Source organism: Vibrio sp. N418, from assembly GCF_000222565.1.
In the GTDB taxonomy this organism is placed as follows: Bacteria; Pseudomonadota; Gammaproteobacteria; order Enterobacterales; family Vibrionaceae; genus Vibrio; species Vibrio scophthalmi.
On record NZ_AFWD01000056.1, the window covers coordinates 111001 to 127273 of the forward strand.

Below are 16273 nucleotides of genomic sequence, written 5' to 3' on the forward strand. Positions count from 1 at the left end.
GTGATCGATCTGGTCTTATCAGCTAACAATCGGCCTACAATAGCAATATCAATCGCAATCCTCGCTATGCAGCTTGACTTGCTTCCTCTAGAATAACTTTTGCTTAACAATTAGTGCGAAAGAATCATATCAATCAGGATAAGTAAGTAGTCAGAAATTTGCGCAAGAAAAATCGCTTAGAACTAGGCACGGATTGCAGTTAACTAGTTATTCTAATTACAAAATCTGTAACGACGTTATCAGCGATTTTAATCAGCAAGAATGAGCAAAGACTTATGTTGATTGATATCAATACAAAAAAGAGAGCCTAGCCTTATGTCAGATGACCATTCCCAAGAGTTAACCGCTGAAGAACAGTTCCGCCAACAAGCTTTGGATTATCACGCCCTACCTACGGCGGGTAAAATTGCAGTTGAACTCACCAAACCGGCGGAAACGGCTTTAGATCTTGCCCTAGCCTATAGCCCTGGTGTGGCAGAACCTGTGCGTGAAATCGCGCAAAATCCAGATAACGTTTATAAGTACACAGCAAAAGGCAACATGGTCGCGGTGATCTCAAACGGCACGGCGATTCTTGGTTTAGGTAATCTTGGTCCTTTGGCATCAAAGCCTGTTATGGAAGGTAAAGCGCTGCTCTTCAAACGCTTTGCTGGCTTAGATTCGATTGATATTGAAGTCAAACACCGCACGATTGAAGAGTTTGTTGATACGGTAGCAAACATCGCCGATACCTTTGGTGGCATCAACCTAGAAGACATTAAAGCGCCAGACTGTTTTGAAATTGAAAAGCAGTTGATTGAACGTTGTGATGTACCCGTCTTCCATGATGACCAGCACGGTACGGCAATTGTTACCGCAGCAGGCATGTTGAACGCTGTTGAACTGCAAGGCAAAAAGCTCGAAGATGCGACCATCGTTTGTTTGGGCGCTGGCGCGGCTGCGGTTGCGTGTATGGAGCTACTGATCAAATGTGGTGCGATGCGCGAAAAAATCTACATGTTGGATCGTAAAGGCGTGATCCACACTCGTCGTGATGATTTGAACGAATATAAAAAGCTGTTTGCCAATAACACTGATAAACGTACGTTAGAAGATGTGATTGAAGGCGCCGATCTGTTCCTTGGCGTATCAGGCCCCAACCTGCTCCCGCCTGAAGCGCTAAAACTGATGGCGGATAAGCCAATCGTCTTTGCCTGCTCTAACCCTGACCCGGAAATTAAACCGGAACTGGCGCATCAAGTGCGTGATGATTTAATCATGGGTACGGGCCGTAGTGACTACCCGAACCAAGTCAATAACGTACTGTGTTTCCCATTTATTTTCCGCGGTGCCTTAGATGTACGCGCCAGTGAAATTAATGATGAAATGAAATTGGCCGCGGTAGAGGCAATTCGCCAACTCGCGAAAGAACCTGTACCGGTTGAAGTACTTAAAGCGGCGGGTGTCGAATCTTTGGAATTTAGTTCAAGCTACATCATTCCAAAACCAATGGACCCTCGCCTACTGCCTCGCGTGGCTAAAGCGGTTGCTCAAGCGGCGGTTGATTCGGGTGTCGCGCGTATTGAGATGCCTGAAGGGTATATGGGCTAGAGAAGCGAGAAGCGAGAAGCGAGAAGCGAGAAGCGAGAAGCGAGAAGCGAGAAGCGAGAAGCGAGAAGCGAGAAGCGAGAAGCGAGAAGCGAGAAGCGAGAAGCGAGAAGCGAGAAGCGAGAAGCGAGAAGCGAGAAGCGAGAAAGGCTAAAGGTGATGATCTCGATTCTCAAATCTTTTTCACTAAAAACAAAAAACCGCAGTTAAACTGCGGTTTTTTTCTTTCTGGTTGGAATGGTGCTCGCTCCAACAAGAACAAGATTAGTCATCAAAAGCTTCAAACTCGATGCCCATCGCGGTCATCAATTGCTTGGCTTCCGTTGGAATATCATCTGGACGATCTTTTCTTAAATCTTCATCCGTTGGTAGCGGCTGACCTGTGTAAGCATGCAAAAATGCCTCGCAAAGTAGCTCACTGTTTGTAGCATGGCGTAGGTTATTGATCTGACGGCGAGTACGCTCATCAGTTAAGACCTTCAATACTTTTAATGGAATTGAAACGGTAATTTTTTTTACTTGTTCGCTTTTCTTTCCATGTTCAGCGTATGGACTTATGTATTCGCCATTCCAGTCTGCCATTGCGCACCTTCACATTGTAGTTAGATTTAAATTTTGCTATCCGTAATTTTAGCGGCTTTTAAGGCTACAAGCAAAGACATATAGACGTCTGGATGTATTGACGGCTCAAAAAATGAGAAGTAAAGTAGAGTAAATGGATTGTGAATGCGTTGTATCAAGCAATAACTCGAGGAAAAAGAGCATTGCCAACTGATCAACCTATTCGTACTGACAAGTTAATATTGTTCGGAAGGAAACACATATGAGCACCCGCAAACCAGCCACTATCGCCGTTCGCACTGGCATTGAGTCCGACACGCAACACCACGCGGTAGTTCCACCGATCTACCTGTCGACCAATTATGGTTTCCCAGCTTTTGGTGATGTCCCTAAGTACGATTATACCCGTTCTGGTAATCCAAATCGCGGTTTATTAGAACAAACTTTGTTCGAGCTTGAATCCGGCAAAGGCGCGGTAGTAACCAACTGTGGTACATCCGCTTTGAATTTGTGGGTGACAACCTTTCTTGGCCCTGATGATCTGATTGTTGCCCCGCACGATTGTTATGGCGGCACCTACCGACTGTTTAATACACGTGCGCAAAAGGGTGATTTTAAAGTCCTGTTTGTCGACCAGTCCGATCCGCAAGCACTCGCAGAAGCTTTAGCCCAAAAGCCAAAATTATTGCTGATTGAAACACCATCTAACCCGTTAGTACGCGTAGTCGACATTGCTCAAGTGTGCCAGCAAGCTCATCAAGTAGATACCTTGGTTGCCGTCGATAATACCTTTTTGACACCAGTGTACCAAAAGCCTCTCGAACTGGGCGCAGACTTTGTTATCCACTCCACTACCAAATTTATTAATGGCCACTCCGATGTGATCGGCGGCGTGGTGATCACCAAAACTGAGCAACATGCAGAAGATCTTGCCTGGTGGGGTAACTGTATTGGTGCAACCGGCACACCTTTTGATAGCTATATGACTCTACGTGGCATACGTACACTCGGTGCACGTATGCGCAGCCATGAAGAAGGCGCAACACAGATTCTCGACTATCTGAAAACGCACTCGCTGATTGAGCGTATTTATCACCCTAGCTTGCCGGAACATCCTGGTCACGAAATTGCTCTCAAGCAACAATCAGGCTTTGGTTCGATGCTGAGTTTTGAATTTGCAGGCAGTTTTGAGCAGCTCAAAATCTTCGTTGGCGCTTTACAGCTCTTCTCACTCGCAGAATCTCTTGGCGGTGTAGAGAGTTTGATTTGTCACCCAGCCTCAATGACTCACCGTGCGATGGGTGAAGCCGCACTGGCTGAAGCAGGCGTATCACAACAATTATTGCGTTTATCGGTAGGCTTAGAAGACCCACAAGATCTGATTGACGATTTAGAGCAAGCCTTTAACGTGATTCTGGAGGATCATTAAATGAGCGTAGAGCGCCAACTGCATAAATTTGGTGGCAGTAGCTTAGCGGATCCAGAATGCTATCGACGTGTGGTCGATATTCTAAAAGAGTACTCGTCCACCGAAGACTTGGTGGTGGTGTCTGCGGCGGGCAAAACCACCAACCGTCTGATTGAGTTTTTAGAAGGGCTCAATAAAGATGGTCGTTTAGCTCATGAAGCTCTGCAAAACCTCAAACAGTTTCAAACCAATCTCATCGATGAGCTGATCACTGATGAAGTAAAAGAGACATTATTAGCTGAGCTTAATGATGAGATCAGCACATTAGGCGAGTTAACCGCGCCACTAAGCGAAGCGGCACAAGCGGCAGTATTAGGCCATGGTGAAGTATGGTCATCTCGCCTGCTAGCCGCGCTACTTAACCAACAAAAACTGCCAGCACGCGCCCAAGATGCACGTGCTTTTTTACGCGCGGAAGCGGGCACGCAACCGGAAGTGGACCGCGGCGCGTCTTACCCTTTACTTAAAGCAGTATTAGCACAACACGCCCATCATCGTATCGTGATCACTGGCTTTATGGCGCAAGATCATCACGGTGATACCGTATTGCTTGGTCGTAATGGTTCAGACTATTCCGCCACCGTGATTGGGGCCTTGGCGCAAGTTTCACGCGTTACCATCTGGAGTGATGTGGCAGGCGTTTATAGCGCTGACCCGCGTCTTATCTCCGATGCTTGTTTATTACCATTGCTGCGCCTTGATGAAGCCAGCGAATTAGCTCGCTTAGCGGCGCCAGTGTTGCATAGCCGTACCCTACAACCTGTCGCACAAAGTGCGATGGATTGTCATCTGCGTTGCAGCTATCAGCCAGAATCAGGTTCAACCCGTATTGAGCGTGTGCTCGCATCAGGTCGCGGAGCAAAGATTGTCTCTTCCCTTGATGATGTAATGCTGATTCAGCTCAATTTTGCTTCCGGTCATGACTTTGGTCGCCTACATAAAGAAACCTTAGCCAGTTTAAAGCGTGCTCAGCTCGAACCACTGGCGTTTGAGGCGCAAGACGATCAACACAGCCTGTTTTTAGCTTATACCGCTGAAATTGCTGGCGGCGCATTGCGTCATCTGCAAGATGTGGCGACAGAAGCGGAAATCAAACTCAAAGAAGGCTTTTCGATGGTTGCCGCTGTCGGTGCAGGCGTAACCAAAAATGCCAATCACTGCTACGGATTTTATCAACAACTTAAAAATGCACCGGTTGAATTTATTTGCGAATCCGCTTCAGGCCTTAGCTTAGTCGCGATACTGCGTAAAACCTCTACCGAAGATTTAGTTCAAGGTATCCATAAGCAACTGTTCCAAGCGCAAAAACGGGTTGCGATAGCCCTATGTGGTAAAGGTAATATTGGCAGCCGTTGGCTGGATCTGTTTGCTGAGCAAAAAATCGAATTAGAAAAACGCCGTGGAATGAACTTTGAGCTGGTCGCGGTCATTGATAGTCAAACCTACTGGTTCAATCCACAAGGTATCGATGCGGCAAGTGCGAACCAACGCTTTGATGACGAGTCTGTCCCTTATCAAGGTGGTGAGTGGATAGCTCAACTTGGTGCGATTCAAGGTTATGATGACGCGGTAGTACTGGATGTCACTGCAAGCCAAGAACTGGCCGAGCGCTATGTTGAGATTGCCGAGCAAGGAATGCACCTGATCTCAGCCAACAAGGTGGCGGGTTCAGCTTCTAGCGAGTACTACCATAAAGTGCAAGATGCCTTTGCTAAGATCAATCGCCACTGGCTCTACAATGCAACGGTTGGTGCTGGCTTACCAATCAACCACACTGTGCGTGATTTACGTGAAAGTGGCGATGAAATTGTCGCGCTGTCTGGGATTTTCTCCGGTACTCTCTCTTGGCTATTCCAACAATACGATGGCCAAGTGCCATTTGCTGAATTGGTTGATCTCGCGTGGCAACAAGGCCTGACTGAGCCTGACCCGCGCCATGATCTCGATGGTTCGGATGTGATGCGTAAATTGGTGATTCTCGCGCGTGAGTCTGGTCTGTCTCTAGAACCTGAAGCCGTCAAAGTGGAAAGCCTAGTGCCAGAAGAGCTCGCCGAACTGCCACTGGATGACTTTCTCGATAAAGGCCAATTGCTTAGCGAGCGCTTAGCCGAAAGGTTAGAGAAGGCGCAACGTGAAGATAAGGTATTACGCTACGTCGCGCGTTTAGAAAAAAATGGCAAAGCCACCGTTGGCGTTGAAGCGCTAGCCAAAGAGCATGCTTTGGCTAACCTGCTACCGTGTGACAACATCTTTGCCATAGAAAGTAAATGGTACAAAGACAATCCATTGGTGATTCGAGGCCCTGGTGCTGGGCGAGAAGTAACGGCTGGTGCCATTCAATCGGATTTGAATTTATTGTCTAGCCAACTGTAATCAATATGGCGTCGTAGGCTTTCTCCGGCGCCATTATTTTCTATTCTCGGCCTACGCCTCTGTTAACCTTCTGCTTTTACTGCTTCTTTTTGTCGTCAGCTTTTTATTTCTTAGCGCTCGTCAATTCACGTTATCTTTGTTAAGTTGAAGATGTCTAATTGTGAAGTTGAAAAAATTTCATACTCAGTTTGTTGACATTAACTTACATTCAATTCATTCTGTGGACATATAGACGTCTAAACGTCAAAAATGGATTTTATTTAGAGGGTGGCAATGGTAGCCACAGGGAGAGCAAGATGGGATACACGCACGCCAGTCATATCGACGCTTTGAATCAGAATGTCGCTGAACTATCTGACAACATCAATGTGTCCTTTGAGTTTTTTCCACCAAGCAGTGAAAAAATGGAAGAAACCTTGTGGAACTCTGTACACCGTCTTAAAAACCTCAAGCCTAAATTTGTCTCGGTAACCTATGGTGCTAACTCAGGTGAGCGCGACCGTACTCACTCAATCATCAAAGAGATCAAAGCGGAAACAGGCTTAATCGCAGCCCCTCACCTCACTTGTATTGATGCTTCACGCCAAGAACTGGTCCAAATCGCGGATGATTACTGGGCAAATGGTATTGAAAGCATCGTCGCGCTACGTGGTGATATTCCCCCTGGCGGCGGCGCTCCTGATATGTATGCCTCAGACTTGGTCGAACTACTGAAATCTCGTCACGACTTTGATATTTCAGTCGCTGCGTTTCCAGAAGTTCACCCAGAAGCCAAAAGTGCCCAAGCTGATCTGCTTAACCTCAAGCGTAAAGTCGATGCGGGCGCTAGCCGTGCTATTACTCAGTTCTTCTTCGATGTAGAGAGCTACCTGCGCTTCCGCGATCGCTGTGTTGCGGCGGGCATTGATGTGGAGATTGTACCGGGCATCTTGCCTGTTTCTAACTTCAATCAAGCATCGCGCTTTGCGGCGCAAAACCATGTCAAAGTGCCGGGCTGGATGGCAAAGCAATTTGAAGGTTTGGATGATGACCCTACCACGCGCCAACTGGTTGGTGCCAGCCAAGCGCTTGATATGGTGCGCATCCTAAGCCGTGAAGGCGTAAAAGATTTCCACTTCTACACCTTAAACCGCGCTGAAATGACTTACGCGTTATGCCATACGCTGGGTGTGCGTCCACAAGCTTAATTTGCCTAAGTGAATAAATCGCCCAGATGTAAAAAAGGCTGCCTAGTTAGGCTGCCTTTTTCATTTAAATTCGCTTTGTAACCATTCACGCAGAATGATTTACACAGTCAGTAATCGCGAAATTACTCTACGTCGTCCATTTTACCTAGTAGGTTACGGATACGATCTTGCCATGCTGAATGCTCTTGTTGCATTGCGGCTGCTTTTTGCTCTAGCTCTTCACGGTTAGCGCGTAGTTCACTTGCTTCTGAAGCCAATTGCTCTTTTTCTTCTTTAAGCTCTTCTACTTCCATTTGAAGAAGTGAAATTGTATCTACTGCAGTTTGAATTTTTGCTTCTAGTTGTTCTAGTACTTCAAAAGACATCTTAGCCTACCTTTGTTTGTTCGATTGAGGTGAAGCTCGCTTCACGTATTGCCTTCATTCTACTCAGCACTGGATGGATAAACACGCGCTATATTTGATATTTTGCGTCATTCGCTCAAAGTTTCACCACATATTGACATTTACCTAACGTTAACCGCTCGGCAACGCAATTTCTCCCGCTCTGATACCACTTTACTGTGCTTTATTGATCGAGTTCAATCCCGATGCGGCAAAAAAGCAAACGTTTACTATTGGTTGTGATAAAATCGCGCCGAAATTGAATCATCCTTCCTTCTTACTAATTGGAGTCATCATGAAACGCGATTTAGCAATGGCATTTTCTCGAGTCACTGAAGGGGCAGCTTTAGCTGGCTACAAATGGCTAGGCCGTGGCGATAAAAACGCAGCCGACGGCGCAGCTGTTGAGGTAATGCGTACCCTACTCAATAAAACTGAGATCAGCGGTGAAATTGTGATTGGTGAAGGCGAAATTGATGATGCGCCAATGCTGTATATTGGTGAGCAAGTTGGCGTGGGCGGCGATGCGGTTGATATCGCGGTTGACCCAATTGAAGGAACTCGCATGACGGCAATGGGCCAGTCAAACGCACTGGCGGTACTGGCAGCAGGCGAAAAAGGCAGCTTCCTGAAAGCGCCTGACATGTACATGGAAAAATTGGTGGTTGGCCCTGGCGCGAAAGGTTGTATTGACCTAAATAAACCACTTAAAGAGAACCTTGAGAATATTGCCAAAGCACTGAATAAGCCACTTGATACCCTTGTCGTGACAACACTAGCAAAACCTCGCCACGACGCTGTTATTGCTGAGATGCAAGCGATGGGTGTACGCGTATTCGCGGTGCCAGATGGCGATGTGGCGGCATCAATCCTTACTTGTATGCCAGATAGCGAAGTGGATGTGATGTACTGTATTGGTGGCGCACCAGAGGGTGTAGTTTCTGCTGCGGTTATTCGCGCGCTTGATGGTGATATGAATGGCCGCTTACTGGCTCGTCATGATGTAAAAGGCGATAGCGAAGAAAACCGCATCTACGGCGCAGCTGAGCTTGCTCGCTGTAAAGAGATGGGCGTTGAAGCGGGCATTGTGCTGAAGATGGAAGATATGGCGCGTAGCGACAATGTTATTTTCTCAGCAACCGGCATCACCAAAGGCGATTTGCTTGAAGGCATTTCACGCCAAGGCAACATCGCAACCACGGAAACACTGCTGATTCGTGGCCGTTGCCGTACCATTCGTCGTATTAAATCAACGCACTATCTAGAGCGCAAAGATCCTGAAGTACGCGATATTATTCTGTAATCGCTACACGAATTAGAAACTAAAAAGGATGGCTTTTGCCATCCTTTTCTATTTGTAACGGCAGTAAGCGGGTTAACAGCCTACGCCCACTAACACTCGGTTTTTCCCCGCGACTTTCGCTTGGTATAAGAGCGCATCCGCTTGGCGAATCCCTTTCTCTTGCCACAACCACTCAAGGCTATCAATATTATCGCACAAATAGACTGCAGCCCCACCTGTCGCTGTCACCGAGACATGTTGACCATCCGATAAGTTAATCGTCGTGCTGATTTCACGCTGGACCCGCTCAACCACCGATTGTATCTGCTCGTGAGATTCACCCGTAATCGCAATCACAAACTCTTCACCACCAAAGCGTGCAATAAGATCTGACTGCCTTAAGCTAGTACTGAGCAAAGCAGAAATGGCGCAAATTACCTCATCCCCCGCTTCATGACCTAAACTGTCATTGATCGCTTTAAAGTCATCAATATCGAAGACGACTAACGCAAAATGTTTTTGTAACTCAATATCTTTCAGATAAAACTCGAAACCACGGCGGTTGAGCATGTTAGTCATTGGATCTCGCATCGCTAGCGATCGTAAACGCGTTTGCGTTGAGCGAGAATCACGAAACCAAATCACACAAAGAGACAGCACGAACCCTAAAAATAGGGTGAGGAACGACTTCTGCTCAGCTTGAAAGATCAACTTTAAGTGAGTGAGATTCGACTCTTTCACCGTGAGGTAGAGCCCCGTAGCTTGGTTATTCACTATCACTGGGTTAGAACAAGTAAAATCAAATGCTTCTGGCACATTTTCCATTTGCTTGGGTGTTAGGCGGTAGCTTGAATGTCGATCGGCAACCAAATCATCCAAATAGCTATCGATCGCCAATACACCTCTAAACTCGCCGTCAACATATATCGCGCGTGTAAGCGTGATGACCCGTCGCCCGGTCATATAATCCTGATAATCTCCGGTGTACACCACTTTATCATCCTGCAAGTGTTGCATGGTGTTAATCCAATATGGACGCGTGCTAATAACAGCATCAAAGGCATCCCCTTCAATGGATTCAGCAAATGCTTTCGGGGTCGAGATGATAAATTTATCTTTTGATATGAAGTAGATGGCGGAAATATGGCTAATCGTTTTGGTAAAATAAGCCATTGAAGGAGCAACGAACATACGTTTATACGCCAACGCATACAACTCTGAGTTGGTATCGCACATTTCCACAGGGCCGGAAAACATAAAGTCATAATCTTGCCCTTGGTGAGATTGGCCACCAAAGTTGCAAGTGATTCCATTTAACTGAATGGTATGCGGTAGGACGTATCGTTCATTCTGCAGCGGGTATAACGCTGTAATGCTGTACTCTAATGCGTTGATAACTTGGTTTGTATCTTCCAGTAGCCGCTCAACACGTTGTTTTTCATTGCTGTATCTTTTTCTGACTTCATCTTCTGAATCTACGACCAGAAACATAAATGCCAGCAAAAAGAGTATAGTGATCCCTACAAGCTGTCGTCTAATCCCTAATTCACCGTACGCATTCACTTATTTATCACTCAGTATGACGGAATTAGAATATCACTTTATAACTCATTGTTTCATTTGAGTTATTGCTAATCAAGGTTATATGCAACCTCAATTTCGTGCTACAAGCACTAAAAAAAACCGAAGCAATTGCTTCGGCTTTTTATCAATCTGCACTGAAATAGTCACTTTCAGTTGAAGGTAGGGAGTGTATGCGTATCTCCGATCACCTTCAACCGTTTTATCAAAGTCACTATCTGGTCGGTGAGAAGCGATGATTACATCATGCCGCCCATACCACCCATGCCGCCCATACCACCCATATCAGGCATACCAGCGCTATCTTTTTGTGGTAGATCAGTCACCATCGCTTCAGTCGTGATCATTAGACCCGCAACCGATGCTGCGAACTGAAGCGCAGAGCGAGTTACTTTAGTTGGATCTAGGATACCCATTTCAATCATGTCGCCGTATTCACCCGTTGCTGCGTTGTAACCGTAGTTACCTTCTCCAGCACGAACGTTGTTAGCAACCACTGACTCTTCATCACCAGCGTTCTTAGTGATTTGACGAATTGGAGCTTCCATTGCACGCAGAGCAACACGAATACCGACATTTTGCTCTTCGTTGTCACCTTCAAGGCCCGCTACTTTTGATGCTGCGCGGATAAGAGCCACACCACCACCAGCAACCACACCTTCTTCAACCGCTGCGCGAGTTGCGTGTAGTGCATCTTCTACGCGGTCTTTCTTCTCTTTCATTTCAACTTCAGTTGCTGCGCCAACTTTGATTACCGCAACACCACCAGCTAATTTCGCTACGCGCTCTTGCAGTTTTTCTTTGTCGTAGTCTGAAGTTGCATCTTCAATCTGTTGACGAATTTGCGTCACGCGACCTTGAATCATCGCTTCTTCACCTGCACCATCGATGATGGTGGTATTTTCTTTAGTGATCGCAATGCGCTTCGCTTGACCTAGGTCTTCTAGCGTTACTTTCTCAAGATCTAGACCGATCTCTTCTGAAATCACCGTACCGCCAGTTAGGATAGCGATATCTTGTAGCATGGCTTTACGACGGTCACCAAAACCAGGCGCTTTAACAGCAGCAACTTTCACGATGCCACGCATGTTGTTCACCACTAGCGTTGCTAGTGCTTCGCCTTCTACATCTTCTGCAATAATAAGCAGTGGACGTGATGCTTTTGCTACAGCTTCTAGTGTTGGTAGCAGTTCGCGAATGTTTGAAATTTTCTTATCAACCAACAGGATGAATGGGCTTTCTAGATCCACAGAACCCGCTTCTTGGTTGTTGATGAAGTAAGGTGACAGGTAACCGCGGTCAAACTGCATACCTTCAACCACATCAAGCTCATCTTGCAGTGCTTGGCCTTCTTCAACCGTGATAACGCCATCACGACCTACTTTTTCCATTGCTTCTGCAATGATGTTGCCGACAGTTGAATCTGAGTTTGCTGAGATAGTACCCACTTGAGCAATCGCTTTAGTGTCATTACATTCAACAGAAAGCTCTTTAAGCTGCTCGACTGCTGCGACAACCGCTTTATCGATACCGCGCTTAAGATCCATTGGGTTCATACCCGCAGCAACGGCTTTTAGGCCTTCAGCGATGATTGCTTGTGCAAGTACGGTTGCGGTAGTCGTACCGTCGCCCGCCGCGTCATTCGCTTTAGAAGCCACTTCTTTCACCATTTGTGCGCCCATGTTTTGGAATTTATCTTCCAATTCAATTTCACGCGCTACAGATACACCATCTTTAGTGATTACTGGTGAGCCAAATGATTTGTCTAGTACTACGTTACGGCCTTTAGGGCCCAATGTTACTTTTACCGCGTCAGCTAGAATGTTGACACCTTCTAGCATTTTAATACGTGCGTCATTACCAAATTTAACGTCTTTAGCAGCCATCTTTAGTTTCCTTTTCTAAATTCTTTCCCCGTCCTATTTGAATTTTCAGCGGTGTTGACTGGCATTCGACAATTTCATCACATAAAGAGCTATGCTCAGAAACTTGTCTCCCTGGTCGCCTACCTGAAACTCCAAATCGTTTGGGGTAACTCTCTATTATTTTCAAATCTGAGCAAAAAATTACTCAATGATTGCTATTATTCAACAATTGCTATGATGTCGTTTTCAGACATGATCAACACTTCTTTACCGTCGATCTTTTCAGTTTTAGTGCCGTAGCCTTCAGCGAAGATAACCGTATCACCCACTTTTACGTCCAACGGTAACACTGTGCCGTTTTCTAGGATGCGGCCTTTGCCAACAGCTAGAATAACGCCGCGAGTTGATTTTTCCGCAGCAGAACCCGTTAATACAATGCCACCAGCAGATTTTGATTCAACTTCTTGGCGTTCTACGATAACTCGGTCATGTAATGGACGAATGTTCATCGGTCGTCTCTCCTGAAATTTTCATGTTATTTGATAATTACTTTGAAGAGGATTCAAAGCCTTGTGATAACGATATGTGGGCAAGTGCAGCAATACCAAGGGCAGAGATGGGATTTTTTTGTGAGACAGACAACAAAAAGGGCTCGAAAGAGCCCTTAGATATCATTTAGCGATGTAGCCAACCAATAAAGCTTATTCAGCTACTGGTTCTTCACGACGAAAAGCAAAACGGATAAGCACGATAGCGACGCCCAGCATGCCGCCCAGCATAGTGCCTAGTACGACGATTAACGCACGTTTAGGTTTAATGTGTGAGGTTGGTTTTACTGGTAAATTTACAGCATAGATTACTTGAGTTTCAGCATTTTCAAGTAACGCTTTTTCGTAAATCTGTCGAGCAACAATAGCACCAAATGCTTCACTCGCAATATTGTTACTACCAAAATCCTGCCCAACCTCTTCAGTAACGTCGGCATAAGGAATTGATTTTTTTAACTCTCTGAATTTTAAAGTTGTATTCAAGTAGTCAGAAACTAATTTAACTTCATTAAATACACCTACTGGATCAGTTGAAGTTGCAGAGATAGTCACAACACCACCTGCAAGTGAAATCGATACATTAGATATATCATCAACACTAACATTTGCTTGATTTGTCAGCGTTTGCTTAAAGCTCACACTACTAAGCAACTGTGGGGCTCTAATATCTTGCATGTTTCCAAAATCACTATTCACAACATACGTCGCCGTAGCCTGATAAACATTTGGTTGCTTGACAGCATAGACTGTCGTAAGGATTGCACAAATAGCGGTCAACGCGATAACAATCCATTTCCCTTGCCAAAGCGCTAAAAATAGCTCTTTGAGATCTATTTCATCATTTTTATAGTAAGAATTAGGAAGTGGTGGAAATGATTCACGAGCAGTGAGAGGTTGGTTAGTTTGATTGCTCACAGTAATCCCTTTTGACAACGTTGCCGAATAAATGTAATCCAATGCAAAAGGGTATCACAAACACAATCAATCGTTTACATTTTTACTCTCGATATATTAACGCCAATCAGAAAATCGCTGAGAGATAGAAACCACGTTCAGTTTCTCGCCATTTATTTTGTCGCCATTCGCCGCTTCGCCGCCTTGCAAAGAATGTTGAAACTTTTGCACTTGCTTCATTAATTCTTGCATCAATACCACATTGACATGATTAGGGTTTTTACAATGACCAACCACACGATCAATATGGCTTTGCTGAGCCCAAAGCCTTGGCTGCATGTCCTGTGAGGCCGACTGGATCATCTCTTCGCATTTATCTCGCTTGAGTTGTTCAAAAGCGGCTTCATCTTCTTGAGCCAATTTAACCAATTCATCAAACGACGGTAGCTTCTGCGCTGGTAGATTCATTGCAACCTCACCTATCTCAATCACTCCATGTAATATTGAGCCTAGTTCATATGTGAAGTTGATGCGTAGTGTGGTTGTCTTATTTTTAAGACGGCACTCTAAAGGTGATAAAGCAGCTTAACTCGCTAAGATAAGCCTCGTAGTGAAATTTCACCGCCGATATAGGTTTCTAATCCTTGTGCAGTCTCAATTAACACCGCGCCCTGCTCATTGATCCCGCGAGAGAGTCCGGCCACTTCTCGATTACCCATGATAAGTTTGATTTCACGATCTAAAAAATTATCGAGTCTATTCCAACGCTCAACAAAGCCATGCATGCCGGTAATTTCGTATTCATTTAATGCGTTTTGCAACGTATTGATTAAGGTCGCCGCCAATTGATTTCGGTCGATAGCGCTTTGCGTGACATCAGAGAGAGATGTCCACGGTTGGCTAATATTTTGCGTGACGCTTTGTTCGTGATTAGCCATCATCAGATTCATGCCCATACCAATCACAAGATGTGCAGCTGCGCCGGCTTGACCTGACATTTCGACCAAAATACCGGCCAATTTTTTATCTTGGTAATAGAGGTCATTCGGCCATTTGAGCTTGATGCCTTCGATACCTAGCTTCTCTAAAGCCTCAACAATCGCCACACCAACGACTAAACTGAGCCCCATCGCACCGGCCATGCCGGCTTCTAAACGCCAATACATGGAAAGGTAAAGGTTGCTACCAAATGGTGAGAACCACTCACGGCCACGACGCCCGCGTCCCTTGGCTTGGTATTCTGCAAGACACACCGCACCTGATTCCAGGTTATTAATACGCTCTAACAGATACTGATTGGTTGAATCAATCACCGGTATTAATTCGACTGGCGATTCAACCTGCGATTGAAGCCATGCTTGATCAAGCAATTGCATTGGCTCAGAAAGTTTGTAGCCCTTACCTTGCACACTAAAAATATCCACACCCCATGCTTGGATACCTTTGACATGCTTGCTTACCGCCGCTCGTGAGATCCCCAGCATTTCACCCAGAGCTTCGCCTGAGTGAAAACTGCCGTCAGCCAGTTGATTTAAAATAGTCAGCTTGATTGCATGCTCTTTCATGACGCAGCACCTTGTACAAGTGAGCCTCTTAGCTCAACCAAATTAGTTTCATGCTGCGCGCCCATAAAACGCACTTCATGTTCCAACTCAACGGCATATTTTCGCCAAACGGTTTGACGAATATGGTCAGCTAATAAGATCACATCTTGCGCCGTTGCTTGATGCTTATTCACTAGTACTAGCGCTTGATTTGAATGTACTTGGGCGCCGCCTTGCTCAAAGCCTTTTAAACCGCACTGATCAATAAGCCAGCCTGCCGCCAATTTAACCCCTTCATCAACCTGAAAAGCGACGACATCAGGGAAAGCGGCCAATAGCGTTTGGTATTGCTCTTGATTAATCACTGGGTTTTTAAAAAAGCTACCAGCATTTCCCGTCACAGCCGGGTTTGGCAATTTTTCATTGCGCACCGCGCAGACTTGCTCAAAAATTTGTTGTGCAGTGACGGTTTCAGCGGAAAAGGCTCTCAAAGGCCCATATTCAATCTGCGGTTGCCACGCTTTTTCGAGCTTGATGCCAACCGCAATGATGATAACTTTTTCAAACAGTTGACGCTTGAAGATGGAATCTCGGTAACCAAATTCACACTCATCTGCTGGGATACGGCTAGTTGTAAAGCCATCAAGCTCCAACACATCCACATATTCACAAACATCTTTCAGCTCTTTGCCATAAGCGCCGATATTTTGAATCGGGGCTGAGCCGACACAGCCGGGAATCAATGCCAGATTTTCTAATCCTTCATAACCTTGTTCAACCGACCATTTTACAAAGTTTGGCCAATCCTCACCGCCAGCAACATGCAAATGCCAAGCAGAATCAGACTCCACCACTTCAATACCTTGTAAGCGATTGATCATTACCACGCCGGAAAAATGCTCCGTAAAAAGCATATTACTGCCCTTACCCAACATCAATTTTGGCAATGTCGACCATGATGGATTTTGGTATATCTGCTGAATATCTTCCACTGAAGAAA

At 45.7% G+C, this 16273-nt stretch carries 14 protein-coding genes; 5 read left to right on the forward strand and 9 right to left on the reverse strand.

The features are described from left to right. Nucleotides 1–315: 315 nt before the first annotated feature. Entirely contained in the window at nt 316–1590 is a 1275-nt protein-coding gene (locus tag RH86_RS12430; protein ID WP_009386422.1) for a malic enzyme-like NAD(P)-binding protein, read from the forward strand. Nucleotides 1591–1851: 261 nt separating this feature from the next. Here the strand turns inward: RH86_RS12430 and metJ are convergent, their stop codons facing one another. Further along, on the reverse strand, nt 1852–2169 hold the full coding sequence (gene metJ / locus RH86_RS12435; protein ID WP_005593642.1) for a met regulon transcriptional regulator MetJ: 318 nt from the start codon (nt 2167–2169) through the stop codon (nt 1852–1854). Between the two features lie 241 nt (nt 2170–2410). On the opposite strand from metJ, the gene RH86_RS12440 reads away from it, so the two are divergent. The 3 genes from RH86_RS12440 to metF all read left to right on the forward strand — a co-directional run bounded on the left by RH86_RS12440 (nt 2411) and on the right by metF (nt 7176). Continuing rightward, on the forward strand, nt 2411–3577 hold the full coding sequence (locus tag RH86_RS12440; RefSeq protein ID WP_009386423.1) for an O-succinylhomoserine (thiol)-lyase: 1167 nt from the start codon (nt 2411–2413) through the stop codon (nt 3575–3577). Then, entirely contained in the window at nt 3578–5989 is a 2412-nt protein-coding gene (locus RH86_RS12445; protein WP_009386424.1) for a bifunctional aspartate kinase/homoserine dehydrogenase II, read from the forward strand. A gap of 296 nt (nt 5990–6285) precedes the next feature. Further along, complete coding sequence (gene metF, locus RH86_RS12450) at nt 6286–7176, forward strand: methylenetetrahydrofolate reductase (protein ID WP_005593638.1); 891 nt, start codon at nt 6286–6288, stop codon at nt 7174–7176. A 122-nt stretch (nt 7177–7298) separates the two neighbouring features. On the opposite strand, the gene zapB is transcribed toward metF, so the two are convergent. Further along, entirely contained in the window at nt 7299–7541 is a 243-nt protein-coding gene (gene zapB, locus RH86_RS12455; RefSeq protein ID WP_005593637.1) for a cell division protein ZapB, read from the reverse strand. Between the two features lie 313 nt (nt 7542–7854). On the opposite strand from zapB, the gene glpX reads away from it, so the two are divergent. Next, nucleotides 7855–8862, forward strand: a complete 1008-nt coding sequence (gene glpX / locus RH86_RS12460; protein WP_009386425.1) for a class II fructose-bisphosphatase — start codon at nt 7855–7857, stop codon at nt 8860–8862. Between the two features lie 72 nt (nt 8863–8934). Here the strand turns inward: glpX and RH86_RS12465 are convergent, their stop codons facing one another. From RH86_RS12465 to murB, 7 genes are all read right to left on the reverse strand, one after another. After that, a complete protein-coding gene (locus tag RH86_RS12465; RefSeq protein ID WP_223296342.1) occupies nt 8935–10332 on the reverse strand; it encodes a sensor domain-containing diguanylate cyclase in 1398 nt (465 codons plus the stop codon). 329 nt (nt 10333–10661) lie between these two features. Further along, a complete protein-coding gene (gene groL / locus RH86_RS12470) occupies nt 10662–12308 on the reverse strand; it encodes a chaperonin GroEL (RefSeq protein WP_009386427.1) in 1647 nt (548 codons plus the stop codon). Between the two features lie 197 nt (nt 12309–12505). Beyond that, entirely contained in the window at nt 12506–12796 is a 291-nt protein-coding gene (locus RH86_RS12475) for a co-chaperone GroES (RefSeq protein ID WP_009386428.1), read from the reverse strand. A gap of 192 nt (nt 12797–12988) precedes the next feature. Continuing rightward, complete coding sequence (locus tag RH86_RS12480) at nt 12989–13750, reverse strand: Wzz/FepE/Etk N-terminal domain-containing protein (RefSeq protein WP_009386430.1); 762 nt, start codon at nt 13748–13750, stop codon at nt 12989–12991. A 96-nt stretch (nt 13751–13846) separates the two neighbouring features. Further along, entirely contained in the window at nt 13847–14197 is a 351-nt protein-coding gene (locus tag RH86_RS12485) for a DUF3135 domain-containing protein (protein WP_009386431.1), read from the reverse strand. Between the two features lie 125 nt (nt 14198–14322). Beyond that, a complete protein-coding gene (gene birA, locus RH86_RS12490; protein WP_009386432.1) occupies nt 14323–15294 on the reverse strand; it encodes a bifunctional biotin--[acetyl-CoA-carboxylase] ligase/biotin operon repressor BirA in 972 nt (323 codons plus the stop codon). Beyond that, nucleotides 15291–16273, reverse strand: a 983-nt coding sequence (murB, locus tag RH86_RS12495; RefSeq protein WP_009386433.1) for a UDP-N-acetylmuramate dehydrogenase, incomplete at its 5' end; no start/stop codon positions are given. The genes murB and birA, both read right to left, overlap by 4 nt.

What these genes read in the sequence shown, in the direction of transcription:
- RH86_RS12430 (WP_009386422.1), top strand. Translation starts at nt 316, where the DNA reads ATGTCAGATGACCATTCCCAAGAGTTAACCGCTGAAGAACAGTTCCGC.
- metJ (WP_005593642.1), bottom strand. Translation starts at nt 2,169, where the DNA reads ATGGCAGACTGGAATGGCGAATACATAAGTCCATACGCTGAACATGGA.
- RH86_RS12440 (WP_009386423.1), top strand. Translation starts at nt 2,411, where the DNA reads ATGAGCACCCGCAAACCAGCCACTATCGCCGTTCGCACTGGCATTGAG.
- RH86_RS12445 (WP_009386424.1), top strand. Translation starts at nt 3,578, where the DNA reads ATGAGCGTAGAGCGCCAACTGCATAAATTTGGTGGCAGTAGCTTAGCG.
- metF (WP_005593638.1), top strand. Translation starts at nt 6,286, where the DNA reads ATGGGATACACGCACGCCAGTCATATCGACGCTTTGAATCAGAATGTC.
- zapB (WP_005593637.1), bottom strand. Translation starts at nt 7,541, where the DNA reads ATGTCTTTTGAAGTACTAGAACAACTAGAAGCAAAAATTCAAACTGCA.
- glpX (WP_009386425.1), top strand. Translation starts at nt 7,855, where the DNA reads ATGAAACGCGATTTAGCAATGGCATTTTCTCGAGTCACTGAAGGGGCA.
- RH86_RS12465 (WP_223296342.1), bottom strand. Translation starts at nt 10,332, where the DNA reads ATGTTTCTGGTCGTAGATTCAGAAGATGAAGTCAGAAAAAGATACAGC.
- groL (WP_009386427.1), bottom strand. Translation starts at nt 12,308, where the DNA reads ATGGCTGCTAAAGACGTTAAATTTGGTAATGACGCACGTATTAAAATG.
- RH86_RS12475 (WP_009386428.1), bottom strand. Translation starts at nt 12,796, where the DNA reads ATGAACATTCGTCCATTACATGACCGAGTTATCGTAGAACGCCAAGAA.
- RH86_RS12485 (WP_009386431.1), bottom strand. Translation starts at nt 14,197, where the DNA reads ATGAATCTACCAGCGCAGAAGCTACCGTCGTTTGATGAATTGGTTAAA.
- birA (WP_009386432.1), bottom strand. Translation starts at nt 15,294, where the DNA reads ATGAAAGAGCATGCAATCAAGCTGACTATTTTAAATCAACTGGCTGAC.